A 22,198-nucleotide genomic window follows, 5' to 3' on the forward strand; every position below is an offset into this window, starting at 1 on the left:
TCATCCCAGGACCCGCCACAGCAGCCGCCCGAGCCCGCCCCCGGTCAGCCGGCGGAACCTGCCCTCCAGGGCCCGGGCCCGTGCGCGGTGCCCCTCGGCCGCCGCCAGGGCCCGCGCGACCTGCTCCTCCCAGTCGGCGGGGGCCTCCGGCGCCTCCTGGAACAGCTCCGAATCGCCGTCCATCCAGTGGACGCCGTAAACGCGGTCGACCATCGCCTCCAGGTCCTCGCCCTCCCCGGCCAGCCGGCGCGCCCGTGCGAAGGCCGCGGTGCGTTCGAGCCGGGGTCCCCCCAGGTCGTTCCCGAGGACGGTGGCCCGCAGGAGCCCGCACCGGCTCTTCTCCATCCGGTCGACCATCCGGTCCACGGCGTGGGGGGCGAGGACCTGACCGGGTGCCAGGAGGAGGCGGAAGGGGACGTCCGGGTCTGCGCCGGGCACCGCGGCGGCGAAGCGGACCCGGGGCTCCGCGCCGTAGTGCTCCCGGATCAGGCGCAGGTCCTGGCCGGGGCCGTCCGCCGGTCTGCTCCGGGCCGCCCGCTCGGGCTCCCAGGCGCCGACCAGGGTGATCCTCAGGTCCGACGCGTCACCGCGCAGCAGCGCGTCGACGGTGGCCGCGACCTCCTCGAACGTGTGCCCTTCGGCCTCCACCACCGCGTCGACCCCGGGGACCTGCCACCGCCGCCCCCGGACGCGCCGGGAGTCCGCCATGTAGGGGAGGCGGTTGCCCACGAAGGTCCGGTTGAAGCGCATCGCCTCCGCGCGGCGCCTCTCCATGTGGGGGAGGCCCAGGTGCCAGCTGCCCGCGGCGCGCTCGGGCACGAAGACGGCTCCGTTCTGGAGCATGCGGAACCCCAGATGGGTGTCCTCGCCCAGCAGGAGGGTGGGGTCCATGCCCCCGCTCTCGTGGTAGAAGGCCCGGTGGACCGAGCCCGTGGCCCCGATGAAGCACCGGTGCGCCCGGGGGCCGGCCTTCCGCAGGTCCCCGGTCGTACGGTAGGCCTTGGCCAGCCACTCCATCTCCCGCCCCGGCCCCTCGACCAGCCGCTCCTCCTCCCCCTTTCCCACGGCCTCGAACACCTCCCGCGGGGTGGGCGGGTGTCCGGTGTCCTCGACGACGCGCAGGTTCCCGGTGACCGCGAGGTAGTCGGCCAGGTGGTGCCAGCGCATCTGCGCCTCCAGGTGGTCGCGGAACACCACCATGTCCGCGTCGAGGAACAGCAGCACCTCGCCCCCGCAGGACAGGGCGCCCGAGTGCACGGCGTGGGCACGCCCCCAGCCGCCGGGCAGGGCCGGTACCAGCCGCGTGTTCTCCGGGCGCAGCTCCGGCAGCCGCAGAGCCGGAGCACTCCCGTCGTCCACCACCACGACCTCGGTCAACGACGGCGGATACCCCTGCGCCGCCAACGAGGCCAACGTCAGGTCCAGCTTCTCCTGCCCCCCGAACGCCGGGACCACCACACTCACACCCAGCACCGGAGACCACTCCCCCACCGGGGGCGGCTCCAGCGCCGAGTAGTCGTTGTGCCGCAGGACCGGCGGCGGGGCGGGTGCGGTGGAGCCGAGTACCTGCTGCCCGGCATGGTCGACGAGTGTCACGGCCGTCTCCTCAGTCGCTCGTGCTCTGCCCGGAGGGGGTCCCCCGCTCCGGTGCCCCGGCGGGGCCCCCTGCCTCTCCGGGGGGCGCGTCGCCGGGGTCGCTCTCCAGCAGGGCGCTGGGCCGCCAGCCCCGCCACTGCGTTCCCCTGTCGCGCAGGAAGAACCCCATCCGCTCCAGCCAGGTGTGGCCGCGCCCGGCCCGGCGGATGACGTGCCCCAGGCCGTGTGCGCGGTAGACGGCGGCCCCGGCGGCCCGGGCCCCCTCCAGGAGCGCGGCGTCCTCGTTCACCGGGAGGGGGCGGAACCCGCCGACCTCCTCCAGGAGGGTCCGGTCGGTGAGGAGGCAGGCGCCGGAGACGTGCTCGGCGAAGCATTCGGAGAAGGTGTCCCACCGGACGGTGAGGGACAGGGGTTCGAGGTAGAAGTACTCGGCCGCGGTTCCCACCAGGTCCGCACCCGAATAACGACGCGCCCACACCAGATCCGACAGATGATCGGGCCCGTACCAGTCGTCATCGTCCATCTTCGCCACCAACGACCCCGACGCCCGCGCCACCGCCCCGTTCAACACCGCACCGAACACCCACTCACCCGGCGCCTCCCACACCACCAGCCGGCCACCCGACGCCCGGAACCCCTCCACCGCCTCCCGCACCCCCGGCACACCCGCACCGAACCCGTGCAGCGCCAACACCACCTCCACATCCACACCCCGCTGCCGCCCCACCTACCGCAGCGCGAACCCCACCATCTCCGGCCGCCGCGTGCACAACACCACCGACACCGAAGCCGCCGGAACCGGCCCCACCCCCGCCCGCACCGCCAACCCCCGCCACCGCGCGGCCACACTGTGCGACCCCAACGCCGCACGACGCAACCGCACACTGAACTCCTCACGCACCTGCGCGTCCGCCAGCCCGGCCACCGACACCGAACCCATCAACCCCACCAACGACCCGCCCAGACACCCCGCCCACGCAGGCACACCCGACGACACCACCGGAACACCCGCCACCGCCAACGCCGCCACCGCACGCACCGCCGCCAACGGACCGCTATGGCGCCCCCACTCCACCCGCACCGCACGCAGATCACGCACCGCCGCCACATCCACATCGGTCACAGACCCGTCATCGGGAACCCGCCACCGCTCCCGACCACCCGCGACCAGCACCCACCGCCCCTCCCGACACACCAACCGCCCCACCACCGACGAACACCCCCGCACGAACCCCACCGGGTTCACCACACGCTCATCCACCGGAGGCACATCCCCCACGGAGGGCAGGGGGGAGCACAGGTCCGCGGCGCCGGGGGAGCCGATCCGTTCCCAGGAGCCCTCCGCGAGGGGGCGCCGCGGGGGCGCTCCCCGGTCCCCGGTCCCCTCCCCGGCCTCCGGGAGGACCTCCGAGGCGGGTTCGCTCCCGCCGGCCGCCCGCAGCGGGACCTCGCCGGGGCGCCACAGGCCGGCGTCGGGCCCGGCCGTCTCCGCGGGGGGCGCCGGGGCGGTACCGCGACGGCCGCCCAGGAACCCCCGGGCCACCCCGGCCAGCACCTCGGCCACCGACACGGGGGACTCGAAGAAGAGGTCCGCCGTCCACCCCCAGCCGACCGACCGGCGGACCCGCACGTCGAGGAGGCCGGTCCACCGGCCCGCGTCCGGCAGGGCCGGCAGCGGCGGGCGCCGGGCGGTGGCGGGCGAGCGGACGCAGACGAGGACCCGGGCGGCCTCGGGGAGCCCCGCCGTCGCGGGGATGCCGCGGCGCAGGTCCGTGATCGACCCGGCCAGCACGGCGACGAGGTCGAGGGGCCCGTCCCCCGCCCCCGGCGGAGGGGCCGCGTCGGCTTGCGCGAGGTCCGTGGGCCGGACGCCCGCCGTGGCGGCGGCGCGGGCGAGGCGCGAAGTGCCCTGCCCGATGTGGCACAGCAGGGCCCCGCGCGGGGAAGCGGCGCGCAGCGCGCCGTTGAGCTCCGTCACACTCACCGGGCCGCCTCCGCGGGCGCCCTGCGGGCGGGCTCCTCCCCCGCGGTCCACGGGTCCGCCCGGCGCGCTCCCGGCGGCCCCTCGCCGGGCCCGGCCTCCAGCAGCGAACTGGGCCGCCATCCGGGGAGGGGGCGTTCGCCCCCGTGCTTCAGGAAGTAGCCGCTCCCCACCCTCCAGGTGTGGCCGGACGCCTTGCGGCGCAGCACGTAGTTGCCGCCGTGGCCGCGGTGGATGCGGCCGCCCATCCTGCCGATGGCCAGGTTCAGCCGGGTGTCCTCGCCGGTACGGACCTCCGGGAAGCCCCCGGCCTCCTCCAGTGTCCTGCGGTCCGTGAACAGGGTGCCCCCCGCCGCGGTGTGCCAGGCGCACTCGGTCGGCTGGGCCAGCCTGACCGTGACGTCCAGGGGCTCCAGGTACACGAATTCGGCCGCGGTTCCCACCAGGTCCGCACCCGAATAACGACGCGCCCACACCAGATCCGACAGATGATCGGGCCCGTACCAGTCGTCATCGTCCATCTTCGCCACCAACGACCCCGACGCCCGCGCCACCGCCCCGTTCAACACCGCACCGAACACCCACTCACCCGGCGCCTCCCACACCACCAGCCGGCCACCCGACGCCCGGAACCCCTCCACCGCCTCCCGCACCCCCGGCACACCCGCACCGAACCCGTGCAGCGCCAACACCACCTCCACATCCACACCCCGCTGCCGCCCCACCTGCCGCAGCGCGAACCCCACCATCTCCGGCCGCCGCGTGCACAACACCACCGACACCGAAGCCGCCGGAACCGGCCCCACCCCCGCCCGCACCGCCAACCCCCGCCACCGCGCGGCCACACTGTGCGACCCCAACGCCGCACGACGCAACCGCACACTGAACTCCTCACGCACCTGCGCGTCCGCCAGCCCGGCCACCGACACCGAACCCATCAACCCCACCAACGACCCGCCCAGACACCCCGCCCACGCAGGCACACCCGACGACACCACCGGAACACCCGCCACCGCCAACGCCGCCACCGCACGCACCGCCGCCAACGGACCGCTATGGCGCCCCCACTCCACCCGCACCGCACGCAGATCACGCACCGCCGCCACATCCACATCGGTCACAGACCCGTCATCGGGAACCCGCCACCGCTCCCGACCACCCGCGACCAGCACCCACCGCCCCTCCCGACACACCAACCGCCCCACCACCGACGAACACCCCCGCACGAACCCCACCGGGTTCACCACACGCTCATCCACCGGAGGCACATCCCCCACGGTCAGCGAACGCAGCGGAGCGATGTCGGTACCGGCCCGGCCCACGGAACCCCAGGAGAGCTCCGCCCCGGAGGGCCTGGCCAGGTGCGGGGACCGGACGTCGTCGTTGCGGGTCCCCGCGCCGGTGAGCAGGGTGAGGTCGAGCGGTTCCGCAGGAGCGCGGAAGGGCTCCCCGGGCCGCCACGAGCCCGCGTCGGGGCCCAGCGCGCGGCCGACGGGGAGGGGAGGCGCCCCGCGCCGGCCGCCGAGCGCGCCGCGGGCCACCCCGGCCAACACCTCGGCCGTCGGTGCCGGGCTGTCGAAGACGAATTCGACCAGGCGCCCGCCGCAGGGGAGCACACGGCCGCGGAAGTCGAGGAGTTCGGGGCCGGGAAGGGACGCGGGGAACGCCGGCACGGGCGAGCCCGGCCCGCGGAAGGCCTCGATGAGGACCGAGAGCCGGGGCACGGACGGGATCAGGTGCGCGTGCGGGACCAGGGCCCGTAGACGGAGCACTCCGGGAACGATCACCATCGCCTGCCCGTACCCGGGTCCCCCGTCGAACGCGGGGCGTTCCCCCCGGATCAGTTCCTCCAGTTCCAGGAACACCGCGTTCCCGGGCAGCGCGGACGGGGGCGGTTCGCCCTCCCCGCCGTAGCGGCACACCAGCACGGGGCCGCGTCCTAAGAACCCGGCGAGCCGGGTCCGCCGCGCGGGGCTCATGAGAGGTTCCGCAGGCTCTGGGCGGCGTCCGCGTCGCGGCCGTCCAGCGTGATCCGCACCCCCGTGGAGGCGAGCCGGAGTTCGAGGCGGGTCAGGCGCTCGGCCAGGTCGTCGGCGCGGCCGACGAGCTCGACGCGGTTCTCCCCGGAGATCTCGGCGAACTCCCGGACCTGCCGGTCGAATCCGGCCCGGAGCGTCCGGAGCTGGCGGTTGACCCGGTGGAGCACCAGGACCAGGACGAGGCACGTACCGAGGAGCGCCGTGCACACCAGCAGCTGGACGGCGTCCTGGAAGGAGAGGCGGCCGAAGGCGACCAGGCCCCCCAGGAACACCACCTCCATTCCGGCGGAAAGTGCACCGAGAAAGAGAATTCGAGAACGCGAAAGCTTCAACCCCGCCCCCAGGGAAAACCGTTCGACTCATATGTCCCAGGAAACCTTATGAGCCCCGGCCGCAGAGGGCGCCGCCGAAAAAGGAAAGCAGGAGTAAACAGAGACACCGAATACCGAAAGCCCCGGAGCCGATCGGCAGGAAATCCCTCACCGACCCCAGACTTCACAGAAAAGGCGAATTCCAAGAAAAGCCGTTTAACATCGGAAAAGGGGCCGCACCTCACGGTGCGGCCCCTCCTCGTCCCTCGGCGCGGCCGGGTCAGTCCTCCAGGTCGACCTGGCGGGTGACCTCGGCGTCGATCTCGGCGGAGATCGACGCCAGGACCGCGTCCGGCACCGCGGAGTCGACGGTCAGCGCGATGAGCGCGCGGCCGCCCTCCTGGTCCCGGATGACCTGCATGCCGGCGATGTTGACCCCGGCGTCGCCCAGCAGGGCGCCCACCTTGCCGACCACGCCGGGGCGGTCGTCGTAGGACAGGAACACCATGTGCTCGGCCAGGCCGATCTCCAGGGTGTAGTTGTTGACCTCCACCAGCTTCTCGACCTGGCGGGGACCGGTGAGCGTGCCCGACACCGACACCCGGGTGCCGTCGGCCAGCACGCCGCGCACCGCGATGAGGTTGCGCCAGTCGCCGCTCTCGTCGCTGGTGACGAGGTCGACCTCCACACCGCGCTCCTTGGCCAGCAGCGGGGCGTTGACGAACGTCACCGTGTCCTCGACCACGTCGGCGAACACGCCCTTGAGGGCGGCCAGCTCCAGCACCTTGACGTCGTGGGCGGCGATCTCCCCGCGCACCTCCACGTCGATGCGGCTGGGCAGCGCGCCGGCCAGGGCGGTGAAGACCCGGCCCAGCTTCTCGGTGAGCGGCAGGCCCGGCTTGATCTCCTCGGCCACGCCGGTGCCCTGCACGTTGACCGCGTCGGGCACGAACTCGCCGGACAGCGCGAGCTTGACCGAGCGGGCCACCTGGGTGCCCGCCTTCTCCTGCGCCTCGTGGGTGCTGGCGCCCAGGTGCGGGGCCACGACCACGTTCTCGAACTCGAACAGCGGGCTGTCCGTGCACGGCTCCTTGGCGAACACGTCGATGCCCGCGCCCGCGACCCGGCCGTCCTTGATCGCCCGGTACAGCGCGTCCTCGTCCAGGATCCCGCCGCGCGCGGCGTTGATGATCCGCACGTTCGGCTTGACCTTGTGCAGCGCCTCCTCGCCGATCAGGCCGAGGGTGTCCTTGGTCTTGGGCAGGTGGATGGTGATGAAGTCGGCGCGCCCGAGCAGGTCGTCGAGCGTGGTCATCTCCACGCCCATCTGGGCGGCGCGCGCGGGCTGCACGAACGGGTCGTAGGCGATGACCCGGGTCCCGAAGGCCAGCAGGCGCTGGGCGACCAGGGCGCCGATGCGGCCCAGGCCCACGACGCCGATCGTCTTCTCGTACAGCTCGACGCCGGTGTACTTGGACCGCTTCCACTCGCCGTTGACCAGCGCGTTGTGCGCGGGGGCGGTGTTGCGGGCGCTGGCCAGCAGCAGGTTCACGGCCTGCTCGGCGGCGCTGACGATGTTGGAGGTCGGGGCGTTGACCACCAGCACGCCCGCCTTGGTGGCGGCCTCCACGTCCACGTTGTCCAGGCCGACGCCGGCCCGGGCGACCACCTGGAGGCGGGGGGCCGCGGCCAGGGCCTCGGCGTCCACCTTGGTGGCGCTGCGCACGATCAGCGCGTCCACGTCGGCCAGGGCCGGCAGGAGCCGGGACCGGTCGGCGCCGTCGACGCGGCGGACCTCGAAGTCCTCTTCGAGCAGCGCGATTCCGGCGGGCGAGAGTTCTTCCGCTACGAGTACGGCGGGTTTGGACACAGGGGTTCCTTTTCGGGTGGTGCGTCCCGATTCGCGCAGGTCAGGCCCTACCGCGATCGGGTGAGGACGGCCGGGAGGAAGTCTACTGCGGAGGTAGGGAAGCCCGATGGGGGCGGGTGGTCGTAGCCACCCACCCCCATCTCACGAGGACTCCGCTCAGCCCTTGAGCCAGCTCATCAGCGGGCGCAGCTCGGCGCCCACCTTCTCGATCTGCTCGTTCTGCTCGGCCTCGCGGCGCTTGGTGAACGTCGGCTGCCCGGCGTCGAACTCGTCCATGAGCTCCTTGGCGTAGGAGCCGTCCTGGATCTCGCGCAGGATCTTGCGCATCTCCTCGCGGGTCTGCTCGGTGATGAGGCGCGGACCGCGGGTGTAGCCGCCGTACTCGGCGTTGTCCGACACCGACCAGTTCATCTTGGAGATGCCGCCCTCGTACATGAGGTCGACGATGAGCTTCAGCTCGTGCAGGCACTCGAAGTAGGCGATCTCCGGCTGGTAGCCCGCCTCGACCAGGGTGGCGAAACCGGCCTTGACCAGCTCCTCGGTGCCGCCGCAGAGCACGACCTGCTCACCGAACAGGTCGGTCTCGGTCTCCTCCTCGAACGTGGTCTTGATGACGCCGGCCTTGGTGCCGCCGATGCCCTTGGCCCACGACAGCGCGAGGTCCCAGGCCTGGCCGCTGGCGTCCTTCTCGACCGCGACCAGGCAGGGGACGCCGCGCCCGGCCTCGAACTGGCGGCGCACCAGGTGGCCCGGGCCCTTGGGGGCGACCATGGCGACGTCCACGCCCTCGGGCGCGGTGATGAGCCCGTAGCGGATGCTGAAGCCGTGGCCGAAGAAGAGGGCGTTGCCCGGCTCCAGGTTGGGCTCGATCTCCGCGGCGTACAGGTCGCGGTGGATGTGGTCCGGGACCAGGATCATGATGACGTCGGCCTCGCGGGTGGCCTCCGCCGGGGTGAGGACGCGCAGGCCCTCCTCCTCCGCCTTGGCGCGGCTCTTGGAGCCCTCGGCCAGGCCGATCCGGACGTCGACGCCCGAGTCCCGCAGCGACAGCGCGTGCGCGTGGCCCTGGCTGCCGTAACCGATCACGGCGACCTTCTTGCTCTGGATGAGCCCGAGGTCCGCGGCGTCGTCGTAGTACATCTGTGCTGCCACTTGGGGTTACTCCTTGTTCTTCACATTCGTTGGGGGACGCGGGGGCACCCGGCCGTGTCCGGGCGCCGGGATCCTCAGGCGGTGCGTTCGACCGCCCGCAGGGAGCGGTCGGTGATCGACCGCGGCCCGCGCCCCAGGGCGACCAGCCCTGACTTGACCAGTTCCCGGATGCCGAACGGCTCCAGGTTCTTCACCAGGGCATCGAGCTTCTCGGGGTCGCCGGTGGCCTCGATGACGACGACGTCCGGGCTGACGTCCACGACGTGCGCGCGGAACAGCTCGGCCGTCTGAAGCACATGGGTGCGGCTCGACGCGTCGGCCTTGACCTTCACGAGCAGCAGCTCGCGCTGGACCGACGCGGTGGTGTCCATCTCCACGATCTTGACGACGTTGATCAGCTTGTTGAGCTGTTTGGTCACCTGCTCCAAGGGGTGGAGGTCGCAGTTGACCACGATCGTCATCCTGGACAGGCCCGGATACTCGGTGGTGCTGACACTGAGCGAGTCGATGTTGAACCCGCGGCGGGAGAAGAGGGCAGAGGCGCGGGCGAGGATGCCCGGGGTGTCCTCCACCAGGACGGAAAGCGTGTGACGGCTCATGGTGGTCGGCCTGCTCCTCTTAGTCCTCGGTGTCCCAGCTCGGCGCCATGTCGCGCGCGTACTGGATGTTGTCGTTGCTGACGCCGGGCCCGACCATCGGCCAGACCATCGCGTCGTGGTTGACCGTGAAGTCGATGACGACCGGGACGTCGTCGATCGCCATGGCCTTCTCGATGGTGGCGTCGACGTCCTCCGCGCGCTCGCACCGCAGGCCGACACAACCGTACGCCTCCGACAGCTTGACGAAGTCCGGAATGCGGACCTTCTCGTCGCGGGGCGAGGTCTGCAGGTCGGTGTTGGAGTAGCGGCCCTCGTAGAACAGGGTCTGCCACTGCCGGACCATGCCCAGGTTGCCGTTGTTGACCACGGCGACCTTGACGGGGATGCCCTCGATGGCGCAGGTGGCCAGCTCCTGGTTGGTCATCTGGAAGCAGCCGTCGCCGTCGATCGACCAGACCGTGCGGTCCGGGTCGCCGACCTTGGCGCCCAGGGCGGCGGGGACGGAGAAGCCCATGGTGCCCAGGCCGCCGGAGTTGACGAACGCGCCGGGGCGCTCGTAGTCGATGAACTGGGCGGCCCACATCTGGTGCTGGCCGACGCCCGCCACATAGGTGGCCTCGGGGCCGACGACCCTGCCCAGCCGCTCGATGACCATCTGCGGGGAGAGGGTGCCGTCGTCGGGGGCGTCGTAGCCCTTGGGGTAGGTCTCCTGGAGGCGGCCGAGCTGCTGCCACCAGGCCCCGTAGTCCCCGGCGCGGCCCTTCTCCTGGTCGCCGCGGACGGCGACCACCAGGTCGGCGAGCACCTCGCGGCAGTCGCCGACGATGGGGACGTCGGCGTGGCGGTTCTTGGAGATCTCGGCCGGGTCGATGTCGGCGTGGACGACCTTGGCGTCGGGGGCGAAGCTGTCCAGCCGGCCGGTGACGCGGTCGTCGAACCGGGCCCCCAGGGCGACGATCAGGTCGGCCTTCTGGAGGGCGCCGACGGCGGCGACGTCGCCGTGCATGCCCGGCATGCCGACGAACTGGGGGTGGCTGTCGGGGAAGACGCCGCGGGCCATCAGCGTGGTGACGACCGGGACGCCTGTCAGCTCGGCCAGGACGCGCAGCTCGGCCGAGGCGCCGGCGCGCAGGACGCCGCCGCCGACGTACAGGACGGGGCGCTTGGCGTCGAGGATCATCCGGGCGGCCTCGCGGACCTGCTTGCCGTGCGGCTTGGTGACCGGGCGGTAGCCGGGCAGGTCCAGGCGCTCGGGCCAGACGAACTCGGCGCCGGCCTGGAGCGCGTCCTTGGAGATGTCGACCAGGACCGGGCCGGGGCGGCCGCTGGAGGCGATGTGGAACGCCTCGGCGACCGTGCGCGGGATGTCGCGCACGTCCTTGACCAGGAAGTTGTGCTTGGTGATCGGCATCGTGATGCCGCAGATGTCCGCCTCCTGGAAGGCGTCCGTGCCGATCATCGGGGAGGCGACCTGCCCGGTGATGGCGACCATGGGCACCGAGTCCATGTAGGCGTCCGCCAGCGGCGTGACCAGGTTGGTGGCACCGGGGCCGCTGGTGGCCATGCAGACCCCGGGCCGGCCGGTGGCGTAGGCGTAACCCTCGGCTGCGTGACCGGCGCCCTGCTCGTGGCGCATGAGGATGTGGCGCACCTTCGCGGAGTCGTAGAGGGGGTCGTAGGCGGGAAGGATGGCGCCGCCGGGAATCCCGAAGACGGTGTCGACACCGACCTGCTCCAGCGACCTGATCAGCGATTGTGCGCCGGTCATCTGCTCGGTCATCTCAAGATCCTTAGCGAGGGCCCAGAGCGGCACGGGGGCTCTGGTTCGTGGTGGGACTGACTCGTCGTGGCCTGGTGCGGCAATAAAAAAACCCCCACCGCCCATGGCGGTCGAGGGGTGGCGCGCAGCAGAAGTGACTCAGTGGGCTGCGCGCCGACCAAGTACGAGAATCAGGGAGTTGCTCTTCACGCTCCCAACCTTGGCCGAAGAGGCGTCCGCCCGTCAACCAGAACTTCATATTGTCTCGCATACTGAGACGGCAATGTCAGTATGCGACCGCCGGCGCCCCGCGGACACCCCTCCGAACAGGACGAACACCGAAAAAGCCCCTGTTACGTGTAACGGAGAACACGTAACAGGGGCCATGGAGTCCACCCGTTAGCCCGCCTTAACGCGGCCGCCGGGTACGGCCCCTCACAGGTTGGCGCCGGCCTCGCCGCCGACGAGGGACTCCACACCGGAGGCGGCCATGGGGCGGGCGACCAGGAAGCCCTGGCCGCGGTCACAGCCCATCGCCCGCAGCTGCTCCAGCTGCTCGGGGCGCTCGATGCCCTCGGCGACCACCTGGACGCCCAGGTCCCGGCCGAGCTGGATGATCGTGTGCGTGAGCAGGGTGACCGTGTCGTCGCGGCCCAGGTCGGCGATGAACGACGGGTCGACCTTGATGGCGTCCACGCTCAGCCGGCGCAGGTGCGCCAGCGAGGCGTACCCCATGCCGTAGTCGTCGATGGCCAGCTGCACGCCCAGCTCCCGCAGCTCCGCCAGGCGCTGCACCGCCTCGCCGCCGCCGTCGAGCAGGACGTCCTCGTCCACCTCCAGGGTGAGCACCTCGGCGGACAGGCCGGACTCGGCGAGCGCCGACTCCACCGCCTCCACGAAGCGCGGCGACAGTACCTGCTTGACGGACAGGTTGACCGACAGGCCGATGTCCCAGTCCGACACCCGCCACACCGCGACCTTCTCGCACGCCTCCCGCAGGATCCACTCCCCCAGCGGCACGATCAGCCCGGACTCCTCGGCCGCGCCCAGGAACCCGTCCGGGCCCACGGTCTCGCCGTCGCGGTTCCAGCGCACCAGCGCCTCCACCGACGTCACCTGGGAGGTGCCCAGGTCCACGATGGGCTGGTACTCCAGGAAGAACTCGCCCTCCGCCAGCGCCCGGCGCAGCCGGATCTGGAGCTCCAGCCGGGACACCACCGTGTCGTGCATGTGCGCCGCGTACACCTCGACGTTGCCCGGCCCGCGCTCCTTGGCCCGGGTCAGCGCCACGTCGGCGTTGCGCAGCAGGTCGCCGCTGTCGGTGTCCGGCTCGGCGAAGGCCACCCCCAGGCTGGCCGTCAGCACCAGTTCCCGGTCGGCCACCTGGAACGGCTCCGAGGCGATCACCCGGCCCAGCCGCTCGGCCAGGTCCACCACCCGCTGCGCCCGGGGCACGCCCTCGATGAGGACGGCGAACTCGTCGCCGCCCCAGCGCGCCAGCGTCGCACCCGACTCCAGCTCCCCGCGCAGCCTGCGCGCCGCCTGCGCCAGCAGGTGGTCGCCGCGCACGTGCCCGGCGGAGTCGTTGACCGCCGTGAACCCGTCCAGGTCCAGGAAGAGCACCGCGATGTCCCCTGTGGGCTCGTCGCTGATCGCCCGGTGCGCCAGCACGTCGCTGGCCCGCTCCTCCAGGTAGGCCCGGTTGGGCAGCCCGGTCACCCCGTCGTGGAAGGTCAGGTGCTCGACCTCGTCCTGGAGCGCCACCTGCGCGCTGATGTCCCGGGTGGTCACCAGCAGCCGGTCCGGCTCGCCGGGCTGCTCGTACAGGGACACCGTGGACTCGGTGTGCCGCCAGGTGCCGTCCGCCGCGCGTACGCGCAGCCTCAGGTGCACGCCCTGGCCGTCGCGCGCGTCGAACAGGGCGGTGACCGCCTCGACGCGGTCCATGTCCTCGGGGTGGATGAGCGCCGTCACCGGCGCGGCCAGCACGTCGTCCAGCCGGTACCCGAACGCCTCCGCGGTGCCCGGGCTGACGTAGGTCACCCCGCCGTCGCGGTCCAGCACCAGGATGACGTCGCCGCTGTTGCGGGCCAGCTCGTGGAAGTGCCCCTCGCGGTTGCGCACCATCCGGGTGAGGGTCGCGTTCTCCTCCAGCATGCCGAGGATGCGCACCAGCAGCACGAGCACGGCGGTGCCCGCCGCCAGCGGCAGCACCGGGGCCACCCCCGGCAGCCGCAGGCCCGCCACCGTGAGCACCACCGCGGAGACCGCGACGGCGCCCACCGCGGCCAGCTCCGGGGCGAACCGGTACAGGCCCCGCCCGGTGATCCTGCGCGGCCGGGCGCCGGGGCGGTGCTCCACCAGCCACGGCAGCGCCCCCATCAGCGCGAACCCCAGGAAGCGGACGGGGTGCTCCAGCCCGCCCAGCACCGGCGGCCCGGTCAGGCGGCTGATGGCGCCGATCATGTCCGAGGCGGCGATGACGATGAGCGCGCCGATCGCCAGCAGCACCGCGCGCCGCGTGCTGTGCGGCGACATGAAGACCAGCGGGATCAGCAGGCACAGCACCGCGATGTCGGCCACCGGGTACACCAGGGCGAAGCCCAGCACCCCCGAGCCCTCGCCCAGCTCGTCGTAGAGCGGCGAGAACAGCAGCAGCCACACCACGGCGAAGACGGCGGCCGCGCACACGTAGCTGTCGGTGATGTGCCGCAGCGCGGTGCGCAGGCCCCCCGGCCAGGGGGCGAAGCGGGTGAACCCCACCACGAACAGCGGCAGCGCCGCCAGCGCGAACAGGTCGCCCAGGGTCAGGGACAGCACCGACCCGGAGCTGAGTATCCGGGTGATGCCGTGGGTGACGCCGCCCGCGCACCAGGCCAGGGCGGCGAAGCCGAGGTTGCGCAGCGCGGCCGGGCCGTCCGCGCCGTCGGCGTGGGCCTCCCGGTCGGCGCCGGTGGCCGCCCAGCGGCGCGAGGCCAGCAGCAGGGACGCGCCCGCGGCCCCGGCCGCCGCGGAGGCGGGCCACTCGCCGAGCAGGGACGCGACGGTGCCCTCCGCCCCGACGGGGACCAGGGTCGCCGCGAGGTAGACGAGGAACAAGGCGACGAGCCCGCTGACCGACAGGCGACGTGCCCGGGTTCCCATTACCGACCTCCCAGCGGGCGCGCTGTGGACTCCGTGGCGGATCGCCGCGGACACGCTCTCTCCTCGGACATGGAGCACCCACCTCGCGTCGTGACGATTCCGGGCGCGCTCGGACGTGCGGCGCGCGGACCGGCGATCTCGTGGGACCGGGACGTCCCGGCGGCGGGCGGTCGCCGTCGACCGCGGCACCACCGTGCGGTCGCAACCCTATGCAACCAAGGTCACATGGCGATTGAGGACCGGACGAGAGATGACGACGGAGTCGTCACCCATCGTGACCGCCGTAGCGGACGCCGGAGTCCCCTGAATGCTCCCGGGTGTGCCGCGCCCGTCATCCGGCAACCGCGGCACACCCTGAACCCTAGGGGATCCGGGACGGGCACCGTCCCGCTCCCGGCGTGGCGCCGGGCACACGCGGGGTCAGGAGACGCCGAGCCGCTCCAGGATCAGCTGCCGGGCGCGCCCGGCGTCGGCCTGCCCGCGGGTCGCCTTCATGACCGCGCCGACCAGGGCGCCGGCCGCGGCGACCTTGCCGCCGCGCACCTTGTCCGCGGCGTCGGGGTCGGCGGCGATGGCGGCGTCGACGGCGGCGCCCAGCGCGCCGTCGTCGCTGACGACCTTGAGGCCGCGGGCCTCGACGACCGCGTCGGGCTCGCCCTCACCGGCGAGCACGCCCTCGACGACCTGGCGGGCCAGCTTGTTGGTGAGCGTGCCCTCGGCGACCAGGGCGATGATCCGCGCGACCTGGGCGGGGGTGATCGGCAGGGCGGACAGCTCCACCTCCTGCTCGGTGGCGCGGCGGGACAGCTCGTTCAGCCACAGCTTGCGGGCCTCGCCCGAGGGCGCCCCGGCGGCGACGGTGGCCTCCACCAGCTCGACCGCGTCCGCGTTGACCAGGTCGCGCAGCTCGGTGTCGCTGAGGTTCCACTCGGCGCGGATGCGGGCCCGCTTGGCGGCGGGCAGCTCCGGCAGGGTGGCGCGCAGCTCCTCGATCCACTCCGCGGACGGGGCGACCGGGACCAGGTCGGGGTCCGGGAAGTAGCGGTAGTCCTGCGCCTCCTCCTTGCTGCGGCCGGAGACGCTGGAGCCGGTGTGCTCCTGGAAGTGGCGGGTCTCCTGGACGACCTTGCCGCCCGCCTTGAGCACGCCCGCCTGCCGCTCGATCTCGGAGCGGACGGCGCGCTCGACCGAGCGCAGGGAGTTGACGTTCTTGGTCTCGCTGCGGGTGCCCCACTCGGCGGCGCCGCGCTCGTTGATGGAGACGTTGACGTCGCAGCGCATGGAGCCCTCCTCCATGCGGACGTCGGAGATGCCCAGGGAGCGGACCAGGTCGCGCAGCTCGGCGGCGTAGGCGCGGGCCACCAGCGGGGCCAGCTCGCCGGTGCCGGTGATCGGCTTGGTGACGATCTCCAGCAGCGGGATGCCCGCGCGGTTGTAGTCGACGATGGAGTACTCGGCGCCGTGGATGCGGCCGGTGGCCCCGCCCACGTGGGAGGTCTTGCCGGTGTCCTCCTCCATGTGGACGCGCTCGATCTCCACCCGGAACTCGCGCGGCCCGTCGGGGGTGTCCACCGTCACGTCCAGGTACCCGTCGACGCAGATCGGCTCGTCGTACTGGGAGATCTGGTAGTTCTTCGGCATGTCCGGGTAGAAGTAGTTCTTCCGGGCGAACCGGCCCCAGGGGGCGACGGAGCAGTTGAGCGCCAGGCCCAGGCGGACGGCGCCCTCGACGGCCTTGGCGTTGACCACCGGCAGGGAGCCGGGCAGCGCCAGGCAGACCGGGCACACCTGGGTGTTGGGCTCCGCGCCGAACCCGGTCGGGCAGGAGCAGAACATCTTCGAGGCGGTACCCAGCTCGATGTGGGTCTCCAGGCCGAGCACCGGCTCGTATTCGGCCAGCGCCTGCTCGTAGGCCACCGGGCCGCCGTTGGTGGTGGGAGTCACCGCGTGGGCCATCGCCGCAAACCCGTTTCCGTAGAGGACATACCTTCCAGGTCAGCCTACCGAGCGCCCGGGGGTGACGCGTCCGACGCCGGATGTCACGTGATGCGCACGATCAGGCCACCGTAGAGGTGTTCCTTCGTCACCCACGGTGCCGGACCGTTAGTCTGAGTGTCCCCAGGAGACGATTTCGCCAGGCCGAACACGGGAGCTGTACATGGGCGTCCTGCTTCGGTGCGCAACGCTGTTTTCCTCGGTCGCCCTCGTCGCGGCCCTGGCCGGAGCCCCGGCCGCCCTCGCCGACGACTTCTCCCGTGTGGAGCGCGACGCCGTGGCCGGGACGGACCTCGTCACCGCCGGCGGCGGACCCGTGCCCACCGCGCTCTACAGCCTGCGGACCGGGAACGAGGGCGCCGTGCGCGCCTACACCGCCTCGCCCGACGGCGAGGTCCGCCGGCGTGCCGCCTACGTGGAGTCGGGCTGGTCCGACACCGGGGCCGGGGACGGCGACCGCGCCCGGTGGATCGTCGCCCACTCCTACCCCCACGTGGACCTGCTGTCGCTGGGCCTGGACGTCGGCCTGCCGCTGGGCGAGGAGCAGGCGATCGCCGGCACCCAGGCCGCCCTGTGGAAGGTGCTGTCGGGCACCGAGCCGGACCGCGAGGCCAACGACGAGGCCGTGCTGGCCCTGTACGACCACCTGACCGAGGCCGAGGGGGTCCTGCCGGCGGGGCCGCGCCCGCTGACCGTGGACCCCGGCCACCTGGAGGCCACCGCCCCGCAGGAGCCCCTGGGCCCGCTCACCGTGTCGAGCACCGGCGACGGGCCGGTGAGCCTGTCGCTCAGCGGGGCGCCCGCCTCCTGGCTGGTGGACGCGCAGGGCGGCCGGACCGACCGGGCCGTCGACGGCGACCCGGTGTACCTGGACGTGAGCCCGTCCGTCCCGGCCGGGGTGGTGACCCTGCACGTGCGCGGCGAGGACCTGCCGCTGGCCGAGGGGAGCCTGTTCACCGGCCGCGACGGGGTGCGCACCCGCCCGCTGGTCACCGCCGAGCCGGCCGAGGCGACCATCACCACCACGGCGACGGTCACCTGGCGCGCCCCGAGCCCCGAGCCGACTCCGGTGCCCGAAACCCCGGCCGAAACCCCGGAGCCGGAGCCCGAAGAGCCCCTCACCGAGGCCGCACCGAGCCCGGAGGCCACGCCGACCGAGGCCGACCGAATCCCCGAGGAGGACCTGCCGACGACGGGCACCTGGCTGTCGGGGCTGCTGGTCATCGCGGGTGCCCTGGTGGTATCGGGCCTGATCATCCTGGTTCTGGGCCGCAAGCGACGCGAGTGACCCCCGTTCAGTTGCATAACATTCGCCCATAATGCGGCCCTGACCGCGCGCCATTTTTTCTCGCCCGTATCCGGTCACATTTTTCGCGAACCGGGTTGGAAGTGGCGAATGGGATCGCTAGTATCGGGCGGGCGATCGACCTAGTGCGGCGCCGCAGGCCCGCCCCCGCGAGACGGCTCAGCCCGGGACCGGGACGCTCCCACGCCCTTCCCCACGGCTCCACGCCGCCTGACCCCGACGTTGCTACCCCCGACCCGGACGCACGTGTGGCGGCCTGTACCGCCCGTCCTTCGCACGGATCGCACCGCGGTCCCCTACCGCGACCCGAACCGTTTCCATCCGGTCACCCCTAGATGACACCGGGATACGACTTGACTCAGATCTCCCTCCTCCGCACCGCCGGGCGCGCGGGCCTGGCGGCCACCGCCGCCGCCTTCCTCGCCTTCGGCCTGGCGGCCCCCGCCTCCGCCGAGCCCGAGCTCTACGAGGGCGCGGTCACCGGCACCTACGTCGGCAACGCCGAGAGCGGCACCCGCGTCAAGATGGACGGCGGCGCCGCCTCCACCAGCCTCTTCAACCTGAAGCTGCAAGACGGCACCATCCTCACCACGTACTGCATCGACTTCAGCACGAGCATCGTGAGCGGCGCGGGCTACGCCGAGGACAAGTGGGAAAACTACCCGGGCAAGGGCGACTTCGCCGAGCCCGCCAAGGTCCACTGGATCCTCCAGAACGCCTACCCGAACGTCACCGCCGAGGAGCTGGGCGCCGCCGCCGGGGTCGAGGGCCTGACCCCGAAGGACGCCCTGGGCGGCACCCAGGCCGCCATCTGGCACTTCAGCAACGGCATGGACCTGACCGACGACAACTCCGCCGGCGTCAAGGCCGTCTACGAGTACCTGGTCGGCAACGCCGAGGACCTGCCGCAGACCTCCGAGCCCGACGCGACCCTGAGCATCACCCCCGGCACCGCCGAGGGCGTGGCCGGCACCACGGTCGGCGAGTTCACCATCGAGACCAACGCGACCTCCGCCATCGAGGTGGACCTGAGCGCCCCCGCGGGCGTCGAGCTGGTCGACCTGGAGACCGGCGAGGCCGTGACCGAGGTCGAGAACGGCGACAAGGTCGGCTTCGAGGTGCCCGCGGGCACCGAGGCGGGCCAGGCCTCCTTCTCCCTGGAGACCAGCGCCCACGTCGCGACCGGCCGCCTGTTCCAGGGCATCGAGATCGTGACCCAGACCCTGATCACCGCCGAGGGCGGCGAGACCACGGCCTCCGCCTCGGCCTCCGCCACCTGGACCGCCGGCGGCGGCGAGGAGCCCACTCCCTCCCCGTCCCCGTCCGAGGAGCCCAGTGAGTCCCCGGCCCCGACCCCGGTGCCGACCCCGACGCCGTCGGAGTCCCCCTCCACCCCGGCCTCCCCGAAGCCGAGCGCCCCGGACGATGACCGTCCGGCCCTGCCGGTCACCGGTGGCGCCCTGGCCGGCCTGGTCGCCGCGGGCATCGCCGCCCTCGGCGCCGGCGGCGGCGCGATCTACCTGAGCCGCAAGCGCAAGGCGGCCGGTACCTCCACCGAGGACTAAGGCCACCTCGTGAGAGCCCCCTCCCGGGATTCACCCGGGAGGGGGCTTTCGCGTGTACACCGTTCGCCCCGCCCGCGCGTCCTCTTCCGGGAGCCGCGAACCGCGCTCCGGGGCCCCGCCTCTCTCGGCTTGGTGGGGACATCCCATATCGCTAATATCGGTCACGCGGTATTCGCCGACTCCCCGCTCACCCTCCTCACGGTGTTCCTCCTGCCGTGCGAGCATCCCCTGGTCCCTCCGCGGACACCACCGCAGAACTCAAGGAAGAGACGTGACGAACGTGTCCCTCCCCCGTGCCCTCGGGCGCACGACCGTCGCCGCAGGCGCGGCAGCCCTCCTCGCCCTGGGCCTGGCCGCCCCGGCCGCCGCCGACAACGCCGTCCGCGCGCAGTACACGGGTCCGGCGGACCGTGGTGTAGACGTCCGCATGGACGGTGTAAGCCAGAGCACGATGCTCTTCACCCTCGAACTGGAGGACGGCAGCACGTTCACCACGTACTGCATCGACCTGGAGACCGGCATCCGCGGCAATGCCTGGTACGTCGAGGACAGTTGGGCGAACTACCCGGGCCAGGGCGCCTTCTCCGCCCCGGGCAAGGTCCACTGGATCCTCCAGAACAGCTACCCGACGATCTCCGCCGAGCAGCTGGCCGAGAACGCTGGCGTGACCAACAGCCGCTTCTCGGAGAGGCACGCCATCGCCGCAACCCAGGCCGCGATCTGGCACTTCACCAACGGGGCCAAGGTCACCGCCAACGACCCCGAAGGCGTCAGGAAGGTCTACGACTACCTGGTCGAGAACGCCGTGGACCTCCCCCAGGAGCCGGGCCCGTCCCTGACCGTCACCCCCGGCACCGCCGAGGGTGAGGCCGGATCGACCGTCGGCGAGTTCACCATCGAGACCAACGCGACCTCCGCCATCGACGTGGACCTGACCGCCCCCGCGGGCGTCACGCTGGTCGACCTGGAGACCGGCGAGCAGGTGGAGTCCGTCGAGAACGGCGACAAGGTCGGCTTCGAGGTGCCCGCGGGCACCGAGGCCGGCCAGGCGTCCTTCTCCCTGGAGACCACCGCCGAGGTGTCCGCGGGCCGCCTGTTCAAGGGCGAGGACCCGGCCGAGCCGACCCAGACGCTGATCACCGCCAAGACCGAGAAGGTCACCGTCTCGGCCTCCGCGACGGCCACCTGGACCGCCGGCGGCGGCGAGGAGCCCTCCCCGAGCCCCTCCCCGTCCCCCTCCGAGGAGCCCAGCGAGTCCCCGTCGCCGACCCCGGGCCCGACCCCGACCCCGACGCCGTCGGAGTCCCCCTCCACCCCGGCCTCCCCGAGGCCGACCGCTCCGGACGATGACCGCCCGGCCCTGCCGGTCACCGGTGGCGCCCTCCTCGGCCTGGTCGCCGCGGGTGTCGCCGCCCTCGGCGCCGGCGGCGGCGCGATCTACCTGAGCCGCAAGCGCAAGGCCGCTTCCGGCCAGGAGTAATCCACCGGCCCTGGGGCCCCGTCCTGTTACAGGACGGGGCCCTTTGTCATGTGTTCAACGGACAAAAACCCCAACTGTGGACACAGTGCACTTGAGCCACTACCGAGGGTTGGTCTCATGGAGTTGAATCGCTACCATCGGCCCGGTATCCCCCAGCGGAACAGGTACCCCGCCGCCGTTCCCGAGCACCTCTCCCCCTCCGCTCCCCCCGACGGAAAGAGAACCGTGAACGCGTCCGCACTCCGCCGCCCCGCCCTCGCCGCGCTCACCGCCACCGTGCTCCTCGCGGGCCCGCTGGCCCTCCCGGCCGCCGCCGACCCCGTCCGCGGGCAGTACACGGGGGTCGACGAGCACGGGCACGGGATCGTCATGCGGGGCGAGGAGTTCACCACCACCGCGACCTTCGGCCTCGACCTGGGCGACCGCACCCTGCCGACCTACTGCATCGACTTCCGGACCGGGATCGTGGGGGGCGCCTGGTACGTGGAGGACAGCTGGGCCGACTACCCCGGCGAGGGGGACTTCAGCGAGCCGGGCCGGGTCCACTGGATCCTCATGAACTCCTACCCGGTCGTGGAGATCGGCGACCTGCGCGAGGAGACCGGCATCCCGGGGCTGACCAAGGCCGAGGCCCTGACGGCGACCCAGGCGGCGATCTGGCACTTCAGCAACGGGCTCGACCTGGAACAGGTGGAGCAGAACCCGGACCTGCCCACGGTCTCCGAGGAAGAGGTGGTGGAGCTCTACGAGCTCCTCGTCGCCGACGCGCGGGAACTGCCCGACGAGCCGCCGACCGCCCTGTCGGTGTCCCCCGAGGAGGCGTCGGGGCTGGCCGGGGAGACCGTCGGCGAGTTCACCGTGGAGACCAGCGCCGCGTCGGTGCCCGTCGAACTCGACGCGCCCGACGGCGTGGAGGTCGTCGACCTGGCGACCGGGGAGGCCGTCGAGACCGTGTCGGACGGCGACCGGATCGGGCTGTCGGTCCCGGCGGACGCCGCCGCGGGCGAGGCCGAGTTGACCCTCGCCGCGGAGGCGGCGGTGCTGACGGGGCGCCTGTTCAAGGGCGAGGACGCCGACGAGCCCACCCAGACGCTCATCGCGGCGGCCGACGGCGAGATCACCGTCTCCCGCACGGTGACCGCGGCCTGGGACGAGGCGGGCGGGACCCCGCCGCCGATCGCGAGCCCCTCCGCGAGCCCGGTGGCCGCGGCGGCCGACGACCGCGGCCTGGCCCTGACCGGACCGGCCGTCGCCGCCCTGGTGGCGGGCGCTGCGGTCCTCATCCTGGGCGGCCTGGCCTTCCTCCTGGCCGCGCGCCGGCGCCGCACCGCCCGGGACTGACCCCGAACCCGGGGCCCGGACCGTACCCCCCACGGCCCGGGCCCCGTCCCCACCCCCGGG

At 72.7% G+C, this 22,198-nt stretch carries 15 protein-coding genes; 4 read left to right on the forward strand and 11 right to left on the reverse strand.

Going from position 1 to position 22,198, the window contains the following annotated elements; all coding sequences use genetic code 11:
• From ABZ249_RS07065 to gatB, 11 genes are all read right to left on the reverse strand, one after another.
• Positions 1–1,596, reverse strand: coding sequence for a glycosyltransferase family A protein (locus tag ABZ249_RS07065; RefSeq protein ID WP_355258372.1), 1,596 nt, complete (start codon positions 1,594–1,596; stop codon positions 1–3).
• 10 nt (positions 1,597–1,606) lie between these two features.
• Positions 1,607–2,299 (reverse strand): glycosyltransferase family A protein, encoded by a 693-nt coding sequence (locus ABZ249_RS07070; protein WP_355258375.1) that lies wholly within the window; start codon positions 2,297–2,299, stop codon positions 1,607–1,609.
• Positions 2,300–2,323: 24 nt separating this feature from the next.
• Positions 2,324–3,580, reverse strand: coding sequence for a hypothetical protein (locus ABZ249_RS07075; protein ID WP_355258378.1), 1,257 nt, complete (start codon positions 3,578–3,580; stop codon positions 2,324–2,326).
• Complete coding sequence (locus tag ABZ249_RS07080; protein ID WP_355258380.1) at positions 3,577–5,556, reverse strand: hypothetical protein; 1,980 nt, start codon at positions 5,554–5,556, stop codon at positions 3,577–3,579. The genes ABZ249_RS07075 and ABZ249_RS07080 overlap by 4 nt, the downstream gene beginning before the upstream one ends.
• Positions 5,553–5,897 carry a hypothetical protein gene (locus tag ABZ249_RS07085; RefSeq protein WP_355258382.1) on the reverse strand — a complete coding sequence of 115 codons (345 nt, stop codon included), beginning with the start codon at positions 5,895–5,897 and terminating at the stop codon, positions 5,553–5,555. The genes ABZ249_RS07080 and ABZ249_RS07085 overlap by 4 nt, the downstream gene beginning before the upstream one ends.
• A gap of 310 nt (positions 5,898–6,207) precedes the next feature.
• A complete protein-coding gene (serA, locus tag ABZ249_RS07090; protein WP_355258385.1) occupies positions 6,208–7,797 on the reverse strand; it encodes a phosphoglycerate dehydrogenase in 1,590 nt (529 codons plus the stop codon).
• A 156-nt stretch (positions 7,798–7,953) separates the two neighbouring features.
• Positions 7,954–8,949 carry a ketol-acid reductoisomerase gene (gene ilvC / locus ABZ249_RS07095; protein ID WP_220563143.1) on the reverse strand — a complete coding sequence of 332 codons (996 nt, stop codon included), beginning with the start codon at positions 8,947–8,949 and terminating at the stop codon, positions 7,954–7,956.
• A 74-nt stretch (positions 8,950–9,023) separates the two neighbouring features.
• Positions 9,024–9,548, reverse strand: coding sequence for an acetolactate synthase small subunit (gene ilvN / locus ABZ249_RS07100; RefSeq protein ID WP_220563144.1), 525 nt, complete (start codon positions 9,546–9,548; stop codon positions 9,024–9,026).
• A 19-nt stretch (positions 9,549–9,567) separates the two neighbouring features.
• Positions 9,568–11,328 carry an acetolactate synthase large subunit gene (locus ABZ249_RS07105; RefSeq protein WP_355258390.1) on the reverse strand — a complete coding sequence of 587 codons (1,761 nt, stop codon included), beginning with the start codon at positions 11,326–11,328 and terminating at the stop codon, positions 9,568–9,570.
• 414 nt (positions 11,329–11,742) lie between these two features.
• Entirely contained in the window at positions 11,743–14,451 is a 2,709-nt protein-coding gene (locus ABZ249_RS07110) for an EAL domain-containing protein (protein WP_355258393.1), read from the reverse strand.
• A 420-nt stretch (positions 14,452–14,871) separates the two neighbouring features.
• A complete protein-coding gene (gene gatB / locus ABZ249_RS07115) occupies positions 14,872–16,368 on the reverse strand; it encodes an Asp-tRNA(Asn)/Glu-tRNA(Gln) amidotransferase subunit GatB (protein WP_355258764.1) in 1,497 nt (498 codons plus the stop codon).
• A 241-nt stretch (positions 16,369–16,609) separates the two neighbouring features.
• Between gatB and ABZ249_RS07120 the strand changes: the two genes are divergently transcribed.
• The 4 genes from ABZ249_RS07120 (at position 16,610) to ABZ249_RS07135 (ending at position 22,138) form a co-directional block, all read left to right on the forward strand.
• Positions 16,610–17,734: a thioester domain-containing protein gene (locus ABZ249_RS07120; RefSeq protein WP_355258396.1), complete on the forward strand. Its 1,125-nt coding sequence runs from the start codon at positions 16,610–16,612 to the stop codon at positions 17,732–17,734.
• Positions 17,735–18,105: 371 nt separating this feature from the next.
• Positions 18,106–19,317: a thioester domain-containing protein gene (locus tag ABZ249_RS07125; protein WP_355258399.1), complete on the forward strand. Its 1,212-nt coding sequence runs from the start codon at positions 18,106–18,108 to the stop codon at positions 19,315–19,317.
• Between the two features lie 271 nt (positions 19,318–19,588).
• Positions 19,589–20,797: a thioester domain-containing protein gene (locus ABZ249_RS07130; protein ID WP_355258402.1), complete on the forward strand. Its 1,209-nt coding sequence runs from the start codon at positions 19,589–19,591 to the stop codon at positions 20,795–20,797.
• Between the two features lie 225 nt (positions 20,798–21,022).
• On the forward strand, positions 21,023–22,138 hold the full coding sequence (locus ABZ249_RS07135; RefSeq protein ID WP_355258405.1) for a thioester domain-containing protein: 1,116 nt from the start codon (positions 21,023–21,025) through the stop codon (positions 22,136–22,138).
• Positions 22,139–22,198 lie beyond the last annotated feature (60 nt).

Source organism: Nocardiopsis sp. NPDC006139 (assembly GCF_040614155.1).
In the GTDB taxonomy this organism is placed as follows: domain Bacteria; phylum Actinomycetota; class Actinomycetes; order Streptosporangiales; family Streptosporangiaceae; genus Nocardiopsis; species Nocardiopsis changdeensis.

Excerpts from the sequence above, each read along its gene's own strand:
- ABZ249_RS07085 (WP_355258382.1), bottom strand. The coding sequence starts at position 5,897 with ATGGAGGTGGTGTTCCTGGGGGGCCTGGTCGCCTTCGGCCGCCTCTCC.
- ilvN (WP_220563144.1), bottom strand. The coding sequence starts at position 9,548 with ATGAGCCGTCACACGCTTTCCGTCCTGGTGGAGGACACCCCGGGCATC.
- ABZ249_RS07120 (WP_355258396.1), top strand. The coding sequence starts at position 16,610 with ATGGGCGTCCTGCTTCGGTGCGCAACGCTGTTTTCCTCGGTCGCCCTC.
- ABZ249_RS07110 (WP_355258393.1), bottom strand. The coding sequence starts at position 14,451 with ATGGGAACCCGGGCACGTCGCCTGTCGGTCAGCGGGCTCGTCGCCTTG.
- ABZ249_RS07105 (WP_355258390.1), bottom strand. The coding sequence starts at position 11,328 with ATGACCGAGCAGATGACCGGCGCACAATCGCTGATCAGGTCGCTGGAG.
- ABZ249_RS07080 (WP_355258380.1), bottom strand. The coding sequence starts at position 5,556 with ATGAGCCCCGCGCGGCGGACCCGGCTCGCCGGGTTCTTAGGACGCGGC.